The sequence below is a fragment of the Aeromonas sp. A600620 genome, from assembly GCF_029479985.1.
Lineage (GTDB): Bacteria > Pseudomonadota > Gammaproteobacteria > Enterobacterales > Aeromonadaceae > Aeromonas > Aeromonas veronii_A.
The window spans coordinates 450,382-469,747 of sequence record NZ_JAAKXB010000001.1 but is presented as its reverse complement, the minus strand read 5'-3'; the positions used below and the strand labels follow the sequence as shown (position 1 = coordinate 469,747).

At 61.0% G+C, this 19,366-nt stretch carries 15 protein-coding genes and 1 other RNA gene; 8 read left to right on the top strand and 8 right to left on the bottom strand.

Going from position 1 to position 19,366, the window contains the following annotated elements; genetic code table 11:
• Window positions 1–247: 247 nt before the first annotated feature.
• The 8 genes from ffs to G5533_RS02025 all read right to left on the bottom strand — a co-directional run bounded on the left by ffs (window position 248) and on the right by G5533_RS02025 (window position 8,133).
• An RNA gene (ffs, locus tag G5533_RS02060) (signal recognition particle sRNA small type) lies at window positions 248–344 on the bottom strand.
• Between the two features lie 102 nt (window positions 345–446).
• On the bottom strand, window positions 447–1,235 hold the full coding sequence (locus tag G5533_RS02055; protein ID WP_219264012.1) for a sulfite exporter TauE/SafE family protein: 789 nt from the start codon (window positions 1,233–1,235) through the stop codon (window positions 447–449).
• A gap of 105 nt (window positions 1,236–1,340) precedes the next feature.
• Window positions 1,341–2,777: an arginine-ornithine antiporter gene (arcD, locus tag G5533_RS02050; RefSeq protein WP_058057349.1), complete on the bottom strand. Its 1,437-nt coding sequence runs from the start codon at window positions 2,775–2,777 to the stop codon at window positions 1,341–1,343.
• A gap of 358 nt (window positions 2,778–3,135) precedes the next feature.
• Window positions 3,136–3,915 (bottom strand): SDR family oxidoreductase, encoded by a 780-nt coding sequence (locus G5533_RS02045; RefSeq protein WP_224969948.1) that lies wholly within the window; start codon window positions 3,913–3,915, stop codon window positions 3,136–3,138.
• A 52-nt stretch (window positions 3,916–3,967) separates the two neighbouring features.
• Window positions 3,968–4,870: a 3-hydroxyisobutyrate dehydrogenase gene (gene mmsB / locus G5533_RS02040; protein ID WP_421309726.1), complete on the bottom strand. Its 903-nt coding sequence runs from the start codon at window positions 4,868–4,870 to the stop codon at window positions 3,968–3,970.
• Window positions 4,871–4,921: 51 nt separating this feature from the next.
• A complete protein-coding gene (locus G5533_RS02035) occupies window positions 4,922–6,034 on the bottom strand; it encodes an enoyl-CoA hydratase/isomerase family protein (protein ID WP_441254370.1) in 1,113 nt (370 codons plus the stop codon).
• Between the two features lie 18 nt (window positions 6,035–6,052).
• Complete coding sequence (locus G5533_RS02030; protein WP_421230763.1) at window positions 6,053–6,835, bottom strand: enoyl-CoA hydratase; 783 nt, start codon at window positions 6,833–6,835, stop codon at window positions 6,053–6,055.
• A 140-nt stretch (window positions 6,836–6,975) separates the two neighbouring features.
• The gene (locus tag G5533_RS02025) at window positions 6,976–8,133 is read right to left on the bottom strand and encodes an acyl-CoA dehydrogenase family protein (protein WP_421309724.1); all 1,158 of its coding nucleotides are present in this window, start codon (window positions 8,131–8,133) and stop codon (window positions 6,976–6,978) included.
• A 305-nt stretch (window positions 8,134–8,438) separates the two neighbouring features.
• Between G5533_RS02025 and G5533_RS02020 the strand changes: the two genes are divergently transcribed.
• From G5533_RS02020 to G5533_RS01985, 8 genes are read left to right on the top strand one after another with little or no spacing between them, the layout of a single operon-like run.
• On the top strand, window positions 8,439–9,581 hold the full coding sequence (locus tag G5533_RS02020) for an isovaleryl-CoA dehydrogenase (RefSeq protein ID WP_421265763.1): 1,143 nt from the start codon (window positions 8,439–8,441) through the stop codon (window positions 9,579–9,581).
• A complete protein-coding gene (locus G5533_RS02015) occupies window positions 9,578–11,179 on the top strand; it encodes a carboxyl transferase domain-containing protein (protein WP_421309723.1) in 1,602 nt (533 codons plus the stop codon). Before G5533_RS02020 ends, G5533_RS02015 begins: the two co-directional genes overlap by 4 nt.
• An 11-nt stretch (window positions 11,180–11,190) precedes the next feature.
• Window positions 11,191–12,045: an enoyl-CoA hydratase-related protein gene (locus tag G5533_RS02010; RefSeq protein ID WP_421309722.1), complete on the top strand. Its 855-nt coding sequence runs from the start codon at window positions 11,191–11,193 to the stop codon at window positions 12,043–12,045.
• Window positions 12,042–14,012, top strand: a complete 1,971-nt coding sequence (locus G5533_RS02005; RefSeq protein ID WP_421309721.1) for an acetyl/propionyl/methylcrotonyl-CoA carboxylase subunit alpha — start codon at window positions 12,042–12,044, stop codon at window positions 14,010–14,012. Before G5533_RS02010 ends, G5533_RS02005 begins: the two co-directional genes overlap by 4 nt.
• Window positions 14,009–14,977: a hydroxymethylglutaryl-CoA lyase gene (locus tag G5533_RS02000; RefSeq protein WP_421309720.1), complete on the top strand. Its 969-nt coding sequence runs from the start codon at window positions 14,009–14,011 to the stop codon at window positions 14,975–14,977. Before G5533_RS02005 ends, G5533_RS02000 begins: the two co-directional genes overlap by 4 nt.
• Before the next feature lie 2 nt (window positions 14,978–14,979).
• A complete protein-coding gene (locus G5533_RS01995; protein ID WP_421309719.1) occupies window positions 14,980–15,390 on the top strand; it encodes a MerR family transcriptional regulator in 411 nt (136 codons plus the stop codon).
• A 36-nt stretch (window positions 15,391–15,426) separates the two neighbouring features.
• On the top strand, window positions 15,427–16,188 hold the full coding sequence (locus G5533_RS01990) for a substrate-binding periplasmic protein (protein WP_441254369.1): 762 nt from the start codon (window positions 15,427–15,429) through the stop codon (window positions 16,186–16,188).
• 52 nt (window positions 16,189–16,240) lie between these two features.
• Complete coding sequence (locus G5533_RS01985; RefSeq protein ID WP_441254368.1) at window positions 16,241–19,243, top strand: DUF748 domain-containing protein; 3,003 nt, start codon at window positions 16,241–16,243, stop codon at window positions 19,241–19,243.
• Window positions 19,244–19,366: the final 123 nt, after the last annotated feature.

Below are 19,366 nucleotides of genomic sequence, written 5' to 3'. Positions count from 1 at the left end.
TGGGTCTGGAACGCACGCAGGCAAGCAGCTTCGCAACAGCTGCACGGGCCGTCGGCTTATCTCGGGTATGCAGGGATTTTTTGATCTCTTTGCGGCGACCACAGGGGAGCGTGGTGACTTTCCGGTAATACCAGATGCCGTGGGGACTGAGCCAGAGATTCATCGATGAGCTCCTCGTCGTCCACACAAAGTGGATGACCAAGGGCTTTAGGAAGCTAACTTATTGAATTGCAGAAACAAGTGGTGGCCCTACCAGCCACATCCCGGCACTCGAGTCCCCCGCCTTGGCTGCTACCTTCCGGTCCTGACCAGGTCGACGGGTTATCAATGCGAGAGGACCAATAGGACCACCGGCGAGGAGAATAGGCAAACTGGGCGTTCAATGCAACGGCTTTCTACCCTCCAACAGATCGTTTGCCTTATTTTTCAACAATCTGCCGAATGAATCAGCTAAACAGCATAAATTTCGCCCCCACCAGCAGCATCAGCAGGGCAAAGGCCTGCTTGAGGCGTGTGGGTGACAGGCGGTGTGCCAGCTTGGCGCCAATGCGGGCGAACTGGGTACTGGTCAGCACAATGCCCAGCAGGGCGGGCAGATAGATGTAGCCCACACTCCACTCGGGCAGATCGGCATGATCCCAACCCGCATAGAGGTAGCTGAGGCTCCCCGCCAGCGCTATGGGCATGCTGCAGGCTGCAGAGGCCGCTACCGCATTGCGCATCGGCACCGAGTTCCAGCTCAGGTAAGGGACGGTGAGCGAGCCACCGCCAATGCCAAACAGCGCGGACATCCAGCCTATCACTGTGCCAGCAATGCCGGTGCCGAACGCTCCTGGCAGGTGTCTTTCCGCCTTGGGCTTGAGGTTAAGCCCCATCTGCAGCGCCATAGTCCAGGCGAAGCAGCCGATAATGATATTGAGGGTGCTGGTACTGAGCAGATTGGCCGTCATACCACCGAGCCAGGCACCAACCAGCATGCCCGCCCCCAATCTGCGGATCATCACCCAGTCGACGGCACCCGCTTCCTGATGTGCTCTAAGCGAGCTGAATCCGGTAAAGATCATTGTGGGCAACGAGGTGCCGAGGGCCAGATGGGTAATTATTTCAGGGTCGATACCCTGAGCGCGAAAGGTCATGACCAGCACGGGGACAATGATCAATCCACCGCCAATCCCGAACAGCCCTGCCAGCATGCCGGCAAAGGCGCCCAGCAGGAGGTAACCCATAAACAGCATAAAAATTCCTGTTTTGAACGATAAACGGCCAACACGGCCGGGCAACAGTGGATATCAGCATGAAAAAAAAGAGATGGCGCGAGGGCCATCTCTTCATTGTGCCGCTCAGTTCAGCGGAATGGTACCGTCCATCACCTTGTAGAAGGCCAGCACGGCACAGCCGAGCAGAGCCGCCGTCATCCCCTGCTCCAGCCGGTTAAGGCCACGCAGACCGTGATGCTGACGCGCCTTCCAGTAGATGAAGATGCCCGGACTATAGAGCAGCGCCACCAGCAACAGGTACTCCACACCGGCAGCGTAGACCAGCCAGCAGCCGTAAACGGTCGCCACCAGAGCCAGCAGCAGGTCACGCTTGCGCTGATGGGGTTGACCCTGATAGGTCTCCCCTTTCAATGCCAGCTTCAGGCCATAGGCACCGGAGAAAACGTAGGGCACCAGCGCCGCCGAGGTGGCAATGTTGACCAGCGCCAGATAGGTGCTGCTCTGGAAGTAGATGATGATCAGGAAGATCTGCACCAGACAGGTAGAGCACCAGAGGGATACCTGCGGCGAGCCGTTCTTGTTCTCCTTGGCAAACCAGCCCGGGAAGACGCCGGTCTTGCCTGCGATGTAGGGCACTTCAGCGGCCAGCACGGTCCAGCTGAGTAGCGCCCCCATCACCGACACCACCAGACCGATGTTGATAAGCCAGGCGCCCCAGGGGCCGACTACGGCTTCAAGGATCATGGCGGTCGAAGGATTTTTAAGCGCCGCCAGTTGCGGCTGGCTCATGACACCCAGCGAGAACAGGGTCACCATCACGTAAAGCGTCAGGGCGCCGAGCAGCGCCAGCACGGTAGCACGGCCCACATCCTTGCGATGACGGGCACGGGCAGAAACCACCACGGCCCCTTCAATCCCGATAAAGACCCAGAGGGTCACCTTCATGGTGGACTTGACCTGATCCATCACGGAGCCCAGCTCCATGTTGTTCTGGCCCCAGATATCCAGAGTGAAGGTATCCATGTTGAAGGCCAGCAGGATCGCGACACAGAAGACGATGAGCGGCACCATCTTGGCGATGGTGGTGACGATATTCACCAGCGCAGCGACCTGCACCCCGCGCAGCACCAGCGCATGCACCGACCAGATCAGGATGGAGGCCAGCGTGATGGCGACCGGCGTATTGCCGTCACCGAAGATGACGTTGTCCGGCGTATCGAAGAAGTAGCTCAGGGCGCTAAACACCACGATGGCGTAAGAGACGTTGGCCAGCAGTTGGCAGAGCCAGTAACCCCAGGCGGCGTTGAAACCGATGAAATCGCCGAAACCGGCCTTGGCATAGCTGAAGATACCGCCATCGAGATCAGGGCGGCGCATGGAGAGGTTCTGATAGACCAGCGCGAGACAGATCATGCCCAGACCGGTGATGGCCCAACCCAGGGCGACCGCCCCGGCACTGGCATGTGCAGCAATGTTTTGTGGCAGACTGAAGACCCCGGCGCCGACCATGGAGCCGATCACCAGCGAAATGAGGGCGCCCAGCCCTAGTTTCTTGTCCATTTCAATCCTGTTTATTTAGGCGGCGGCAGAGCGTCCGTATTCATACTGCGCGCAATATGGGAGGGGCTGGGAATCCTGACCCCGTGAAAAAGGCGGCAACTATATTGCATGACTATTCCGACCGCAATCCCTCGTCCCGTCAATCATGCACCGCCTTGACCGCGCGCAATTTTACAGCACTGACCCATATGGCCTGTGAGCTGGCTCAAATTAACCAAGACCCATTGATATTTCTCATTTTTCTGCCAACACAACCTGACTCGCATGGTTCCTATGCATCGCCATTCAGGCGCTCTCTGTATAAATAATCTGCATAAAAAAGCCCCGGTGGAAACACCGGGGCCCATTATGTAAATCCCTATAAACGCAAACCGCCATCCAGTTCTATCATCCGCCCCGACAGATAGTCGTTGGCAAAAATAAAGCTCACCGTCTCGGCCAGCTGTTGCGCCTCGCCAAGGGTGCCGACCGGAATGGCCTGCTGCATCCGCGCCATCGCCTCCGGCTTCATCGCCGCCGTCATGTCGGTGGCAAACACCCCGGGGGCAATCCCCATCACCCGAATGCCATGGCGCGCCAACTCCCGCGCCCAGGTCACCACCAGCGAGGCAACCCCCGCCTTGCTGGCGGCATAGTTGCTCTGGCCAATATTGCCGGCGCGGGCGATAGAGGAGATGTTGATGATGACGCCCCCCTGCCCCCCTTGCGCCATCAGCGCCGCCCCCTCGCGACCGCAGAGGAAGGTACCTGTGAGGTTGACGTCAATCACGCTCTGCCACTGGGCCAGCGTCATCTTCTCCACCAGCTCACCCTCTTTCACCTTGATCAGCATGCCATCGCGCAAAATGCCGGCGCAGTTGATAAGACCGTGCAGCACGCCAAAACGCTCCTTGATGCCAGCAAAAACCGACTCAACCTCGGCTTCGCTCGCCACATTGCAGACAAACAGCTCGCACTGGCTATCTTGATCGCACTGACCATTCTGGCAGTGAACCATGGCGGCGGTCGCCTCCAGATCGGCGCGATTGATGTCGAGCAGCGCCAGCGTCGACCCCTGTGCGCCCAGAGCCAGCGCAATGGCCCGTCCCAAGCCACGTCCAGCGCCGGTAATAACGATGACCTTATCTTTGATATCCATCAATGCTCCTTGTAGCTGGTCGAAGAGAGATGCCTTGAAGAGAGGTGGCCCGTCAGGCGGGATCCTGTTTATCCAGATAGAGTTCGACGATGCTGGAGAAATCGCGGCTCCCCTGCCCCTGAGCGGCATGCAGGTTGAACAGGTTGCGGGCCAGCGCCCCCATGGGCACAGCGCTGTGGCCATGCTCGGCCAGCGCCATGGCCAGCCCCAAATCTTTCACCATCAGCCGAGTCATAAATCCCCCCTGATAGTTGCGGGCGGCAGGGACATTCTCCATCACCCCGGGCCAGGGGTTGTAGCGCTCCAGACTCCAGTTGTTGCCGGAGCTCTTGCCCATGATGGTGGAGAGCACGGCGGGATCCAGCCCCTCCTTCACCCCGAGGGCCAGCGCCTCGGCGGTACCCGCCATATGGATCGCAAGCAGCATGTTGTTGCACATCTTGGCGATCTGCCCGGCGCCCAGCGTCCCGGCGTGAAACAGGTTCTGCCCCATTCTGGCGAGCAGGGGTTTCGCCGCCTCGAAATCCGCCACGTCACCGCCAACGATAAAGGTGAGCGTCCCGGCGACCGCACCGGCGACACCGCCCGATACGGGGGCATCGATAAAGCGCAAACCACGGGCGCGGGCCGCCTCCCCGACTTGACGGGCAGAGTCGACATCGATAGTGGAGCAGTCGATCACCAGTGCACCAACCGGCAGGGCAGCCAGCAGATCCTGCCCCTCAGACAACCAAAGATCGCGCACATGTTCCCCCGCGGGTAGCATGCTGATCACCACCTCGCAGCCGGTCACCGCCTCTCGGGCATCCCCCGCTGCGATACAGCCAGCGGCGATGGCGCGCTCAATGTTTTGGGCAACCAGATCAAACACCTGCACCGTGTGCCCGGCCCTGGCCAGATTGGCCGCCATGGGCCCCCCCATGTTGCCGAGCCCGATAAACCCTATCCTTGTCATCCCGCTTGCTCCTTGCGTTGCTGATGGCGGCGTCCGCCGGTTGCCATGATGTTATTCCTTGCAGGCCAACGGATTGCTCCCCTGCGGCCAGCGATAGAACTCATCCAGCCACTCCCCCTCCGGTAGCAACTGTTGCCAGCGGGGATCTTTATCCTTGTCGATCAGCAGTGCCCGTACCCCTTCCACAAAATCCCCCTTCAGCACACAGTTGACCGAGAGGGTCAGCTCCTCGGCAAATACCTCTGCCAGTGAGTTGCGGCGAGCCTGCCAATATTGGCGCCACAAAATGGCACGGCTGATGGGGCTGCCGGTGCGGCAGATCTGCTGCGCCTGCCTGAGTACCGCCTCCTGTTCATCGAACTGAGCCTCGAACAACCGCGCCAATACCCCTTGCAACGTGCGCCCCGCCAGCAGGGTATCGATTCTCTGTTGATGGGGTAGCAGCACAGGCGCAGGCAAGCGAGCCGCCACCTCGCTGTGCAATTCCCTGAGCAGCAGATCGATCTGCTCACGGGGATCACCACTGCCAGTCCACTCGAGCACGGCGAGGCGTGACAACAGCGCACTGCGCTCGCCACTGGCGATGGCGTGATCCGCCAGCCCAAGACCGATGGCATCACTCCCGTTGAAGCGGGCGCCAGTCAGACCGAGCCAGAGCCCCAGCCGCCCCGGCATCCGGCTTAAAAACCAGCTCGCTCCCACGTCGGGGTAGAGGCCTATGGTTACCTCCGGCATGGCGAACAGGCTCTTTTCGGTGACAACCCGAAAATCGGCACCGGCAAACAGGCCAATACCGCCCCCCATGCAGATACCGTCAGCCACGCAGATAAGGGGCTTGCGGTAAGAGTGGATGTGGTGGTCGAGCCGGTACTCCTGCTCGAAAAAGTCGCGGGCATATTCGAACAGTTCCGATCCGCTTGCCTCCTGCTTGCGGTAATAGAAGGAGCGGATATCGCCACCGGCACAAAATGCCTTCTCACCCGCCCCCTGCAGCAGCACACAGACGATGGCGGGATCCTGCTCCCAACGGGTCAGCGTCTGTTGCAGGATCTGGATCATCGGCAGGCTCAATGCGTTGAGAGACGCAGGGCTGTCGAGGGTCAACACCCCGAGCTGATGACCATCTTCGGTGGGATAACAGCTAACCTTGACCGGCTCACTCATAAACGGCTCCGTATGGATTTACTCTGTTGGGCCATATTGCCAGCGCGGTAAGCGTTTCTCCAGGAAGGCGGCCACCCCTTCACGCTGGTTGGCATCGCTAAAGAGATCGAGAAACAGCGACCGCTCAAGGGGCAAGGCTGCATCCCGCGGGCCACTGCGGCCCTGATTGATCAGGGTTTTGCAGGCGCGCAGGGCGCTCGGGCTCTGGCGCTCCACCAGATGGGCCATCTGGTGCGCGGCCTCCCACGCCTGACCGGTTTTCACCACCTCCTCCACCAGCCCCATCTCGTAGGCCAGCGAGGCACTCACCTTCTCACCGCAGAGGATCATCCGCTTGGCCCAGCCCGGCCCCACCAGCTCGGTCAAACGCTGGGTGCCACCAGCACAGGGAAGCAAGCCCACCGAAGCTTCCGGCAGTCCCAGCAACGCCTGCTGCTCGGCGATGCGGATATCACAAGCCAGCGCCACTTCCAGGCCACCGCCCATGGCATAACCATTGATGGCGGCGATACTGACGCCGTGAAAGCGGGCCAGCGCCTCGAAGGCCTTGCCAAAGGCCTCGGCTACTTCGCGGGCCAGCTCGACATTCCCTTCGACAAACATATTGAGGTCGGCACCGGCGCAGAAAAATTTGTCGCCAGCCCCGCGGATCACCAGCGCCACCACATCGGGACGACTGTCGAGCTCCACCATCATCTGCAAAAAGGCCTGCAGGCTGGCGAGAGTCCAGGTGTTGGCAGGGGGATGGTCGAGGGTGATATAGGCCACGTGGCCATGATATTCGAGTCTGAACCTTGTCATAACATTGTCCTTGTCGATGAAGCTGCCGCCATGATGACAGGCTTGAATGACACCAACCTGTGGCTGGCTCACGAAGCCGAAACCGGCATGGCATGGTGCAAATCGGGTGGCAGGCAACACACCCTTGATGCGACCACCGGTTAGCCCAGCGACAAGCCGGGATCGGCCAGCAGGCGGCGCGCGATGATGAGTCGCATCACCTCGTTGGTGCCCTCCAGAATGCGGTGTACCCGGGTATCGCGCAGATAGCGCTCGAGCGGATACTCGCGGATATAACCATAGCCGCCAAAGAGTTGCAGAGCCTCATCACAGATTCGATAACCCACATCGGTGGCAAACCGTTTGGCCATGGCACACCAGGCACTCTTGTCGGGTGCCCCGCGATCCAGCTTGTCGGCGGCCTGACGTACCAGCAAGCGGGCGGCAGCCAGCTCGGTCGCCATATCGGCCAGGCGAAACTGCACGCTCTGGAATTCACTGATCGGGTGACCAAATTGCTGGCGCTGCTGCACATAGGCCAGCGCATCGTCCAGCGCCTGCTGGGCGGTGCCCACCGAACAGGTGGCAATATTGATGCGACCACCATCGAGGGCCTGCATGGCGAACTTGAACCCTTCCCCCTCCTCACCCAGCCGGTAGCGGGCGGGAATTCGCACTCCGTTGAACGCCACTTCCCGGGTCGGCTGGCTGTTCCAGCCCATCTTCTCTTCGGGCTTGCCATAGACGATGCCCGCGCTATCTGCCGGCACCATAAAGGCAGAGATCCCCTTCGCACCTTCACCACCGGTACGGGCCATCACCACCAGCACGTCAGTGCTGCCCGCTCCCGAGATAAAGACCTTGGTTCCCTCGATGAGGTAGCTATCACCCTCGCGCACCGCCCGGGTCTTGAGTGCCGCAGCATCGGAACCCGCCCCCGGCTCGGTGAGGCAATAGGAGCCCAGCAATTCGCCGCTAGCCAGTTTCGGAACCCACTCTTTGGCAACCACGGTGGGCAACCAGCTACCCAGCATCCAGCTCACCATGTTGTGAATGGTCAGATACGCCGTGGTCGAGGTACAGCCCATGGCGAGGCGTTCGAAGATGAGGCTCGCATCGAGGCGCGGCAGCCCCAATCCGCCAAACGGCTCCGGGGTATAGAGGCCACAAAAACCTAGCTCTGCCGCCTGCTTGATGGTCGGGATCGGAAACTCATGCTCCTTGTCCCAGCGCGCGGCATGAGGTTTGAGCGCCTCATCGGCAAAGGCGGCGGCCGCCTCCACATACGCCTGTTGATCATCGGTCAGGGTAAAATCCATCTTGTCGTTCGCTCCCTTGTTGCCCCGCGCTTATTTTCCTGAGTTAGCGCTTTATGACGCGGCGCCCACACGCTGCGTCAGTCGGATCTGCCACTATGGCGCTGTTGTCGTGGTAGCTGATGACTCTTTCACTACCACCGCTTTATCGACACACAACAGATTAACAATTGATTTACGTTTACGCTAACGTAAACTTGTGGCAGAAGTGAAGTACAAAATGGACCGACCACTGCCAGCCGTAACGCCGAGTCAGCCGGTCGAACCAACCTTCCAAACCGACTGTCATATCCGTAAGGAGAGCATGGATGCAGATGGATGAGACCCTGAATGCCCTGACCGAACAGGTTGCGGCCTTCTGCCAGAAAGTGATCGCCCCGCGCGCCAGCGAGATCGATCAGAGCAACGCCTTTCCCCGTGATCTCTGGCCCCGGATGGGTGAACTGGGGCTGCACGGCATCACGGTGGCGGAGGAGTATGACGGGGTGAATCTCGGCTATCTGGCCCACGTGCTGGTGATGGAACAGGTAAGCCGCGCCAGCGCCTCGGTCGGCCTCTCCTATGGCGCCCACTCCAATCTCTGCATCAACCAGATCCACCGCCACGGCACGGCGGAACAGAAAGCGCGCTACCTGCCACCGCTGGTGAGTGGCGAGCATGTGGGGGCACTGGCCATGAGCGAGCCGGGCGCAGGCTCCGATGTGGTCAGCATGCGCCTCACCGCGGAGCGCGAGGGCGATCACTTCGTGCTAAACGGCAACAAGATGTGGATCACCAACGGACCCGATGCCGACACCTTAGTCATCTATGCCAAGACAGATACCAGTGCGGGCCCCAAAGGAATTTCTGCCTTTATCGTTGAAGCCGGCACTCCCGGTTTTTCTACCGCCCAGAAGCTCGACAAGCTGGGGATGCGCGGATCCAGCACCTGCGAGCTGGTGTTCGACAACTGCCGAGTGCCGCAGGAAAACCTGCTGGGCACCCTGCACGGCGGGGTCAAGGTGCTGATGAGCGGGCTCGATTACGAGCGGGTAGTGCTGGCTGCGGGCCCCCTTGGCATCATGCAGGCCTGCATGGATGTAGTGCTGCCCTATGTGCGCGAGCGCAAGCAGTTTGGTCAAGCCATCGGCGAGTTCCAGCTGGTGCAGGGCAAGCTCGCCGACATGTATACCCGCCTCGCCAGCAGCCGGGCGCTGGTCTACTCGGTGGCGAGCGCCTGCGATCAGGGTCGCACCAGCCGCAAAGATTGCGCCGCAGCCATACTGTTTGCCGCCGAAAACGCCACCCAGATGGCCCTCGACGCTATCCAGCTGCTCGGCGGCAACGGTTACATCAACGAATACCCCACTGGCCGCCTACTGCGGGACGCCAAACTCTACGAGATCGGCGCCGGCACCTCGGAGATCCGCCGCTGGCTCATCGGCCGCGAGCTGATGGGAGAAAATGCATGAGTCGTATCCACTCCCGTCTCGACACGGCGAGCCCGGAATATGCGGCCAATCGAGCCGCCATGCAGGGGCTGGTCGATGATCTTAATGCCCGCATTGCCGAGATCGCCCAAGGCGGCGGTGCGGCCAACAACGCCCGCCATCAGGCTCGAGGCAAGCTGCTGCCCCGCGAGCGCATCAATCAGCTGCTGGACCCGGGCTCCCCGTTTCTCGAGCTCTCGGCGCTGGCTGGCTGGCAGGTCTATGACGAGCCGGTGCCCGCCGCCGGTATCATCACCGGCATCGGCCGGGTCTCGGGCAGGCTCTGCATGCTGGTGGTGAACGATGCCACTGTGAAAGGCGGCACCTACTACCCGCTCACGGTGAAAAAGCACCTGCGCGCCCAGGCCATCGCCGAGCGGCTGCGCCTCCCCTGCCTCTATCTGGTAGATTCCGGCGGCGCCTTCTTGCCGATGCAGGACGAGGTGTTCCCCGACCGGGATCACTTTGGCCGCATCTTCTACAACCAGGCCCGCATGTCGGCCCAGAACATTCCCCAGCTGGCAGTGGTGATGGGGCTCTGCACCGCTGGCGGCGCCTATGTGCCCGCCATGGCTGATGAATCCATCATGGTCAGGGAGCAAGCCACCATCTTTCTGGCGGGTCCGCCGCTGGTCAAGGCCGCCACCGGTGAGGAGATCAGCGCCGAAGCCCTGGGTGGCGCCGAAGTACACTGCGCCCACTCCGGCGTTGCTGATCATATGGCCCGTGACGATGCTCATGCGCTGGCCATCGCCCGCACGCTGGTTACTCATCTGGGTAACGAGCCGATAGAGAGCAGCCCCGGCTACGAGCCCCCCTGCTACCCGATCGAGGAGCTCTATGGTCTGGTGGGCACCAGTCTCAAACGCCCTTACGACGCCCGCGAACTAATTACACGACTGGTGGATAGCTCTGACTTTGACGAATTCAAGGCGCTGTTCGGCACCACTCTGGTGACCGGCTTTGCCCGTATTTGCGGCATGGAAGTGGGGATCCTAGCCAACAACGGCGTGCTGCACAGCGACAGCGCCCAGAAGGGGGCCCACTTTATCCAGCTCTGTAATCGCCGCGCCATCCCGCTGCTCTTTTTGCAGAACATCACCGGCTTTATGGTGGGGAGCAGCGCAGAAAAGGAGGGGATCGCCAAGCACGGCGCCAAGCTGGTCACCGCGGTGGCCTGCAGCCGGGTGCCCAAGATCACCCTGCTCGTCGGCGGCAGCTTTGGTGCCGGCAACTACGGCATGTGTGGCCGCGCCTATGAACCCGATTTTCTCTTTAGCTGGCCCAACAGCCGCATCTCCGTCATGGGGGGCGAGCAGGCGGCCGGAGTGCTGGTGCAGGTGCGTCGGGACAAGCTGACTGCCGAGGGCAAAGATTTGAGCGAGCAGGAGGCGGCCGCCATCCGTGCCCCGGTGATCGAGCAGTATGAGCGCCAGGGTCACCCCTACTACGCCAGCGCCCGCCTCTGGGATGATGGCGTCATTGACCCGGCCCAGAGCCGCACCGTGCTGGCGCTGGCGCTCGCCGCCTGTCAGGGTGCCCGCATTGAACCCGAGCGGTACGGCATCTTCCGGATGTAAGGAGCAAACCTATGTCAGATCCACTTACTTCCTCAGCACTTGGCTCTTCAACACAGGGCCCGTTTCGGCTGGAGCGGCATGGCCCGCTGGCCGAGCTGGTGCTGTCGCGCCCGGCCCGTCACAACGCCTTTGATGCCGACCTGATGCTGGGGCTGCTCGACTGCCTCGATGACCTGGCCCATCTCCATGGTCATGATCTCGCCGAACGTCCTCACGCCCTGCTGCTACGTGCCGAGGGAAAACACTTTTGCGCAGGCGCCGACCTCAATTGGATGCGTAATCTGGCCCACGCCGATTTCGAACACAATCGCGAAGACGCCCGGGTACTGGCCCGGCTGATGCAGACCCTCGACGAGCTCCCCTTCCCCACGGTAGCTCTGGTGCAGGGGGCCGCCTATGGCGGGGCGCTCGGCCTTATCTGCGCCTGCGATCTGGTGCTGGCCAGCGATGATGCCCGCTTCTGCCTCTCAGAGGTGAGCCTGGGTCTGGCGCCTGCGGTGATCAGCCCCTACGTGGTGCGCACTATGGGGATGCGTCAGGCGCGCCGCTACATGCTCACTGCCGAGCCGTTCGATGCCATTACCGCCTGTCGGCTCAATGTGGCACACCAACTCTGCAAACCGGATCAACTGCTGGCGGAGGGGCGGGCGCAGGCCCTTCGTCTGTGCCGCAACGGGCCGGAGGCAATGAAAGAGACCAAACGGCTGCTGGCGGCGATAGAAGCCCATCCTTCCCGCCTGCACGAAGAAAAAACCGTCGAGACCATCGCCCGGGTTCGGGTGGGGCTCGAAGCCCAGGAGGGGATGCAAGCCTTCTTCGACAAACGTCCTCCCGCCTGGCGTCCCCGTTTCAAGGATGAGACATGACCCATCACATTCAGATTAAACGCCTGCTAATTGCCAATCGCGGCGAAATCGCCGTGCGCATCATCAAGACGGCGAAACGCCTCGGCATTCACACCATCGCCCTCTACTCCGATGCCGACGCCCTTGCCATGCACACCCGTCTGGCCGATGAGGCCTGGCATCTGGGGCCCGCACCGGCCAGAGAGAGCTATCTCGACACCGGCAAGGTGCTGAAGATTGCCAAAGAGGCGCACGCCGATGCCATCCATCCCGGTTACGGTTTTCTGTCGGAAAACAGCGATTTTGCCACCGCCTGCGAACAGCGCGGCCTGCGCTTTGTCGGCCCAAGCGGCGCCGCCATTCTCGCCATGGGCGACAAATCGGGGGCCAAGGCGCTGATGCAGGCCGCCGGCGTACCTGTGCTGCCCGGCTATCACGGCACAGATCAGCGACCGGACTTCTTGCGCGATCAGGCGAGCCAGATTGGCTTCCCGCTACTTATCAAAGCGGCCAGTGGCGGCGGTGGCAAGGGGATGCGCCGGGTCGATCAGCTGGCCGACTTTGATGAGTCGCTGGCGGCAGTCAAACGGGAAGCCAAGGCCGCCTTTGGTGACGATCTGGTGCTGCTGGAGCGCTATCTGCCCCAAGCTCGCCATGTGGAAGTACAGATCTTTGCCGATAGCCTCGGCAACGCCATCTATCTAGGGGACAGGGACTGCTCATTGCAGCGACGCCATCAGAAGGTGATCGAAGAGGCGCCCGCCCCCGATATTCCTCCGGCTCTGCGCCGCGCCATGGGGGATGCAGCCGTGGCCGCTGCCAAGGCCATCCACTATCAGGGGGCTGGCACCATCGAATTTCTGCTCTGCAAGGATGAGTTCTTCTTTATGGAGATGAACACCCGGCTGCAGGTAGAGCATCCCGTCACCGAAGCGGTGACCGGACAGGATCTGGTGGCCTGGCAACTGGCCGTGGCCGAGGGCAAGCCGCTGCCACTCACTCAAGATGAAGTGGTGCTGCGCGGCCATGCGGTGGAGGCGCGCCTCTACGCCGAGGATGTGGCGGCCGGTTTTCTGCCCGCAAGCGGCCCCATCCACTGGCTGCACTGGCCCGTTGGCGTGCGCATCGACACCGGCGTCACCGCAGGCGATGAGGTCAGCCCCTATTACGATCCCATGATCGCCAAGCTGATCGCCCACGGTCAGAGCCGCGCCGAGGCGTTCGTCCAACTGGCCGATGCGCTGGCGGCGCTGGATCTCGGCCCGCTGGTACACAACGGCCCGCTGCTGCTGCGCCTGTGTGAAGAGCCTGACGTCTTGGCGATGCGCCACCACACCCAGTGGCCTATCCCCACCACAGCGCAGCCCATTCCTGACCTTGCCTGGCCGCTGGCCACACTCTGGTTGGCGAGCCGCCCTGCCGGCACCTCCCCATGGCAGCAAGCCTGCGGATTTCGCCTTGGGCCAGATCGCTGCTGGACAGCGACGGTGCGCATTGGCGATGAGCGCAGGGTATTGACCATTCACGATCATGGCTGTCAGTTTAGGTGGCAAGGGGAGCTCTATTGCCACCAGAGAGGCGACGACCATATCCGGCTGCAACAGGGGGGCTGCTGGCAGCAGATCCCCATTCAGACGGTCGCAGGCTCGGAGGCAACCTTCATCATGATCCTGGGGGGCCAGCGCATCCGCTTCGCGGCCGATGATCAGCTGCACAGTCACTACCATGATCAGGCAAACGAGAAGGTGCAGGGCGCCATCGCCCCCATGCACGGCATCGTGGTAGCCGTGTTGGTCGAACCCGGCCAAACAGTCAGCAAGGGACAACCCCTGCTGGTGCTGGAGGCGATGAAGATGGAACACCAGTTGCGTGCAGAGCGGGATGGGGTAATTGAAACCCTGCAGTGCAAGCAGGGCGAGCAGGTAAGCCAGGGGACCGTGCTGGTGTGCTTTGCCGAAGAGACTGCTTCACAGGAGGAACACCCATGAACCGATCACAGGACGTCCGTGACGACAGGGTCAGTCTGGTGGAGATGGGGCCGCGCGATGGCCTGCAAAATGAAACCAACCCGCTGACACTGATCCAGCGGCTGGAGCTGATCCAGCGACTGGCCGACAGCGGTCTGCAGCGCATCGAGGTTGGCGCCTTTGTATCGCCCAAAAAAGTGCCGCAGATGGCAGACTCCGCAGCGCTGTTCGAGGCACTGCCGCGCAAGGGCTCAACCCGTTACGGCGCTCTGGTACCCAATCTGCAAGGCTTACAGGCTGCCATTGCCGCCCACGCCGACGAGATTGGCCTATTTACCGCCTGCTCCGACGGCTTTACCCAAGCCAATATCGGCATCAGCGTGGAGGAGTCGCTGGTGCGCTTCTCCCCGCTGGTGCAGGAGGCGCGCCGTCTCGGCATCAAGGTGCGCGGCTATCTATCCACCGTCATCGCCTGCCCGTTCGATGGCCCGACCCGCCCGAAACGGGTCGCCGCCATGGCCGAGCAGTTGCTGGATCTCGGTTGCCACGAAATTTCGCTGGGGGACACCATCGGCGTCGGCACCCCGGGCACGGTGGCGCCCATGCTGGATGCGGTGCTGCACGAGATCCCGGCGGGTCGACTCGCGGTCCATTTTCACGACACCTACGGTCAGGGGTTGGCAAACCTGCTGCCCGCGCTGGAGCGCGGTATTCGCACCATCGACTGCTCGGTGGCAGGCCTTGGCGGCTGCCCCTATGCCCCGGGTGCCTCCGGCAATGTGGCGTCAGAAGAGGTGGTCTACCTGCTGCACGGCCTTGGCATGACAACCGGGGTGGATCTCGACACACTGGCGGCCACCGGCCAGTGGGTCAGCGAGCAGCTCGGTCGCCCCAACGGCTCTCGGGTCGGTCAGGCCCTGCACGCCAATGCTGAGCGGCTGCGTGCCCGCCTCTGCCAGCCACACTCCCAGCAACAGGAGTCATAACCATGTCCCGTTCCCTGCCCGGCAAGGAGATCACCTACAGCATTTCGGAGCTGGCCCACGAATTCGATGTCACGCCGCGCACCATCCGCTACTACGAGGATGAGGGGCTGCTCACCCCGCTGCGGGAGGGGCAAACCCGCATCTACAGCCACCGGGACAAGATCCGGCTCAAATTGACCCTGCGCGGCAAACGGCTGGGGTTTAGCCTGGCCGAGATCCGCGAGCTGTTCGATATGTACGACACCGACAAATCGAGCAAAACCCAGCTCCACTCCATGATCCAGCTGATCTATGAAAAGCGCGACGCACTGCGCCAACAACTGGAGGATATCCAGATGGTGATGGCCGAGCTGGAAGCCGCCGAACAGCGCTGTGTTAATTCCCTTAACAGCTTGAAAACTGGCGCAGATTAACCGAATCTGGGAGCAAGCTATTGCCCTGGGGATCCCATGAGATATTGGTGCTGGTTTTTGCTCTTGTTCAGCCTCTCTGGCTGGAGCCATCCCCTCATCAAGGTTGGTGGATACCCCTATGCCCCCTTTGTGGTCAAACTCCCCGATTCCCGCTATGAAGGGCTGACGCTGGACCTCATCGCCAAGCTAAACGAGATCCAGCAAGAGGTAAGATTCGTGTTTGTTCCCACCTCGGCCGCCAACCGTTACAAGGCGCTCGATCTGGGCCGTTTCTCGCTGATGCTTTTTGAAGACACCAAGTGGGGCTGGGACACAGATAAATTCAAAATGACAGCCCCCTTTCTCGGTGGTGGTGAGGTCTATGTGGCCCTGAACAAAACGGGCCGAGATCAGCGCTTTTTCGATGACCCCTCTCGGCATCATCTTATCGGGGTGACCGGCTACCACTACGGCGTCGGCCAGTTCAATGCCGATCCTCTCTACCTGCAGCGCAAGCTCAATATCACCCTGGTCAAGGACAACATCAGCGCCCTGCAAGCCCTGCTCAAAGGGCGTGGCGAGGTAGCCATTCTCAACGTTTCCTACCTTAACCAGTATCTGCTGGCCCATCCCGACACAGCCAACCAGCTGCTGATCTCGAAAAAATGGGATCAACAGTATCAACACCGCGCCATTCTTCACCCTGCGGCACCCATTACTCCTGCCCAGCTGGAACAATGGCTGGCAGCCCTGCAACAAAAGGGTGAACTGGATCGCCTTTGGACAAAGTACGGCGTACAACAGTACGCAACCCCATGATTACTATCCAGCTTTTCTGTACCATGGTGGGAACCAAATGGGAGTGCACCAAATGAACACTACCGAGCCAGCGTCCCACAAACCCCGCTTTCTGCGCTACCTTGCCTACGCTTTCCTGCTGCTTCTTATCCTGATCACACTGCTGCTGTGGCAGACCCCCCGTCTGATCCAACGCTATCTGCCAGGCTGGCTGGCCGAGCACTACGGCCTGCAACTGACGCTGGGGGAGATTGATGTTGGACTGCGCACCCCTTCTCTTACCCTCGGCGCGACTGCCCTGCTCGATGCCAAACAGCAACCTATCATCCGTTTTGAGCAGCTCTTTATCACCCCCGACCTACAAGCCAGCTGGCAGCAGAAAGGGGTCGTGCTTTCCGCCGTCACCCTGATCAAACCCGTAGTGCTGCTGCAACGGCTGGCAGACAAAAAGGGGGATGTTCGACTCAATCTGACCGATGCGCTGGCGACCGTGCTCACTTCTGCCCCCTCCCCCGAGCCCGAGACAGCCAGCGCCCCGCTACTGGTCGACATCGCCAGCATCGCTGTCACTGATGGGCATGTGCGCTATCAGGATCAACGCAAGGAGAGCGAACCCGGCTGGTTGCCGCCTCTCTATATGGAAAAAGTGACCATCAAGCTCGATAACCTGCGCACCAAGGCAAACCATCCGACTGCCTATCAGCTGAGTGCCGCCATCAACGGCAAAAGCAGCCTCGCCGCTCACGGCAAGCTCGATGTGATGAGCGGCATGGGTCAGGGCAAGGTGAGCCTCAAGCTGGTCGAGCTGAAACCCTTCGCCCCGCTCTGGGCACCCTATCTCAAGCTGGATCTGGCCAAGGGCCACGCTAATGCGGAGGTGGAGTACCAGCTCAAAGAGGGCAAGCAAGGGGTGCAGTGGCAATTGTCCAAAGGCAAGCTGACCCTGGACAACTGGCAGCTTAAAAAACTCAAGGGCGACGAGTTTGCCCGCTTCGGCCAGCTGGCTCTTAGCGATCTGGCTGTCGATGGCCAGAAACAGTCGCTCCAGATCGGCAAGATCACCATGCAACAACCCCTGATCAAGGCCACCCTCAACCCACAGCAGGAGCTGGATCTGGCTGACTTGCTGATTGAACAGGCCCCCGCCAAGCCCGTCAAAGGGGCCCACGTCACAAACGAGGTGGCCAACAATGCGGCGCCCAAGTCGGCACAACAAGCAAAGACAGCCGGTAACGGCAAGAAACATGCGCCAGACAAACCCTGGCAGTGGCAGATCAAGCAGATCCTTATCGACAAGGGCGATCTCACTCTCACCGAATCGAGCAGCGGCAAACCGCAGGCACGCCAGCTCTCCGGCCTCAAGCTGGCGCTGGGGCCACTGGGGAGCAAGGGGGAGCAACCGAGCAAACTAACTCTGGCCACCCACTTCAACCAGAGCAGCCCCCTCGCCTTTGATGGCCAACTGACCCTGACTCCTTTCACCTTAAGCGGCGACATCAACCAGCAGGGGCTGCCCCTCACGCTGGCGCAACCCTATCTGGCCGATCTGGTACGCATCAAGGTGCAAAACGGGCTGCTGAGCAGCAAGACCCGCCTTGATCTCGCCACCACCGCCCAGGGAGATCTTAGCAAGCTGACCCTGCAAGGGGGGCTCGATATCAACGGGCTCAAGGTGGTCGATCGGGCAGACAATCAGCGGCTGCTGGAGTTCAACACCCTGGCTCTCACCGGTCTGACGTACGACGGCATCAGCCAGCAGATGCGGATCAAGGACATTGCCCTGAACAAGCCCTTCGCCCGCATCGAGATCAACGAGGATGGCACCACCAACTTGCAACAGCTGCTGTTACCGCAACCGGCGGCAGCCAACAGCACTCAAGCGGCGGCAGGCAGCAAGGCTCCCGACTTTCGTTTCACCATCGATCAGCTGCGCACCGAGCAGGGCAACCTGCGCTTTGCTGATCGCAGTCTGAGTCAGGATTTTGTGGCCGATATCGCCTCGCTGGGCGGCCAAAGTCGCCATATCAGCAATATTCCGGGGCAACGCTCCGATCTCGCCTTCAACGGCAAGGTGGATCGCTATGCACCGGTGACCATTCGCGGCGGTACCAACCTGCTGGTCGCCAACCCGATCCTCGACATCGCGGTCGCTTTCCACAATCTGGAGCTCACCACCTTTACCCCCTATTCGGGCACCTATGCCGGTTATGCCATCGACAAGGGGCAGCTCTCCATGAAGCTGCACTACAAGCTGGAGGGCAACCGGCTGGAGGGGGATAACGACATCACCATCAAGAAGCTGCAACTGGGCGAGAAGATCAAGAGCGATCAGGCCAAGGATCTGCCGCTGGGGCTGGCCATCGCCCTGTTGAGCGATGCCAACGGGGTGATACAGATGAACCTCAAGGTGAAGGGGGATCTCGATCAACCGGACTTCAGCATCGGCAATATCTTCTGGGATGTGCTGGGCAACACCCTGAGCAAGGCGATCACCTCCCCCTTCTCCCTGCTCGCCTCACTGGCCGATGGCACCGAAGATCTCGACGAGCTGCCCTTCCTGCCGGGGGATCCCGATCTCACCCCCACCCAGCAGGAGAAACTGGTCAAGCTGGCGCAGGCCCTCAAGGATAGACCCAAGCTCAGCATGAACATTCGCGGCAAGGTCAACTTCAACGAGGAGCGCCCCATCCTGCAACGGCAAAAGCTGGAACGGGTACTGGCCAAGCTCACCGGCAATCAGGCGGATCTCGACCTGCTGGAACAGGACCCCGCCCTGCAAGAGGCGCTGGCCCAAGCCTATGAAGAGCGCTTTGGCGAAGATCTGGATGATCTGGCCGATCGACTCCATCTGGATGAAGAGAGCGCGGCACTGCGGGCCCAGGCGGTGATCCTGCTGCGGGATCAGCAGCTCATCACCGCCAAATCCCTGCGCAATCTCGCCATGCGCCGGGCGCAAAATACCAAGGAGTTTCTGGTCGACAGCCAGGGGATCGCCCCGGAGCGGCTGTTCGTGCTCGACAGCCAGGTCAAGGAAGAGGACAAGGAAGCCAAAGTGATCCTGACACTGGACCAGTAAGGCCGCCGCACTGCGCAAATGCGTAATAAAAATACAACCCCTCAACTATTTTGACACCTTTTGCTCACCAAACAGCCTGTCTTGGTGAGCATTTGGCCTCTGATGCAAATAATCACGTAGTTT

What these genes read in the sequence shown, in the direction of transcription:
- G5533_RS02055 (WP_219264012.1), bottom strand. Translation starts at nt 1,235, where the DNA reads ATGCTGTTTATGGGTTACCTCCTGCTGGGCGCCTTTGCCGGCATGCTG.
- arcD (WP_058057349.1), bottom strand. Translation starts at nt 2,777, where the DNA reads ATGGACAAGAAACTAGGGCTGGGCGCCCTCATTTCGCTGGTGATCGGC.
- G5533_RS02045 (WP_224969948.1), bottom strand. Translation starts at nt 3,915, where the DNA reads ATGGATATCAAAGATAAGGTCATCGTTATTACCGGCGCTGGACGTGGC.
- mmsB (WP_421309726.1), bottom strand. Translation starts at nt 4,870, where the DNA reads ATGACAAGGATAGGGTTTATCGGGCTCGGCAACATGGGGGGGCCCATG.
- G5533_RS02035 (WP_441254370.1), bottom strand. Translation starts at nt 6,034, where the DNA reads ATGAGTGAGCCGGTCAAGGTTAGCTGTTATCCCACCGAAGATGGTCAT.
- G5533_RS02030 (WP_421230763.1), bottom strand. Translation starts at nt 6,835, where the DNA reads ATGACAAGGTTCAGACTCGAATATCATGGCCACGTGGCCTATATCACC.
- G5533_RS02025 (WP_421309724.1), bottom strand. Translation starts at nt 8,133, where the DNA reads ATGGATTTTACCCTGACCGATGATCAACAGGCGTATGTGGAGGCGGCC.
- G5533_RS02020 (WP_421265763.1), top strand. Translation starts at nt 8,439, where the DNA reads ATGCAGATGGATGAGACCCTGAATGCCCTGACCGAACAGGTTGCGGCC.
- G5533_RS02015 (WP_421309723.1), top strand. Translation starts at nt 9,578, where the DNA reads ATGAGTCGTATCCACTCCCGTCTCGACACGGCGAGCCCGGAATATGCG.
- G5533_RS02010 (WP_421309722.1), top strand. Translation starts at nt 11,191, where the DNA reads ATGTCAGATCCACTTACTTCCTCAGCACTTGGCTCTTCAACACAGGGC.
- G5533_RS02005 (WP_421309721.1), top strand. Translation starts at nt 12,042, where the DNA reads ATGACCCATCACATTCAGATTAAACGCCTGCTAATTGCCAATCGCGGC.
- G5533_RS02000 (WP_421309720.1), top strand. Translation starts at nt 14,009, where the DNA reads ATGAACCGATCACAGGACGTCCGTGACGACAGGGTCAGTCTGGTGGAG.
- G5533_RS01995 (WP_421309719.1), top strand. Translation starts at nt 14,980, where the DNA reads ATGTCCCGTTCCCTGCCCGGCAAGGAGATCACCTACAGCATTTCGGAG.
- G5533_RS01990 (WP_441254369.1), top strand. Translation starts at nt 15,427, where the DNA reads ATGAGATATTGGTGCTGGTTTTTGCTCTTGTTCAGCCTCTCTGGCTGG.
- G5533_RS01985 (WP_441254368.1), top strand. Translation starts at nt 16,241, where the DNA reads ATGAACACTACCGAGCCAGCGTCCCACAAACCCCGCTTTCTGCGCTAC.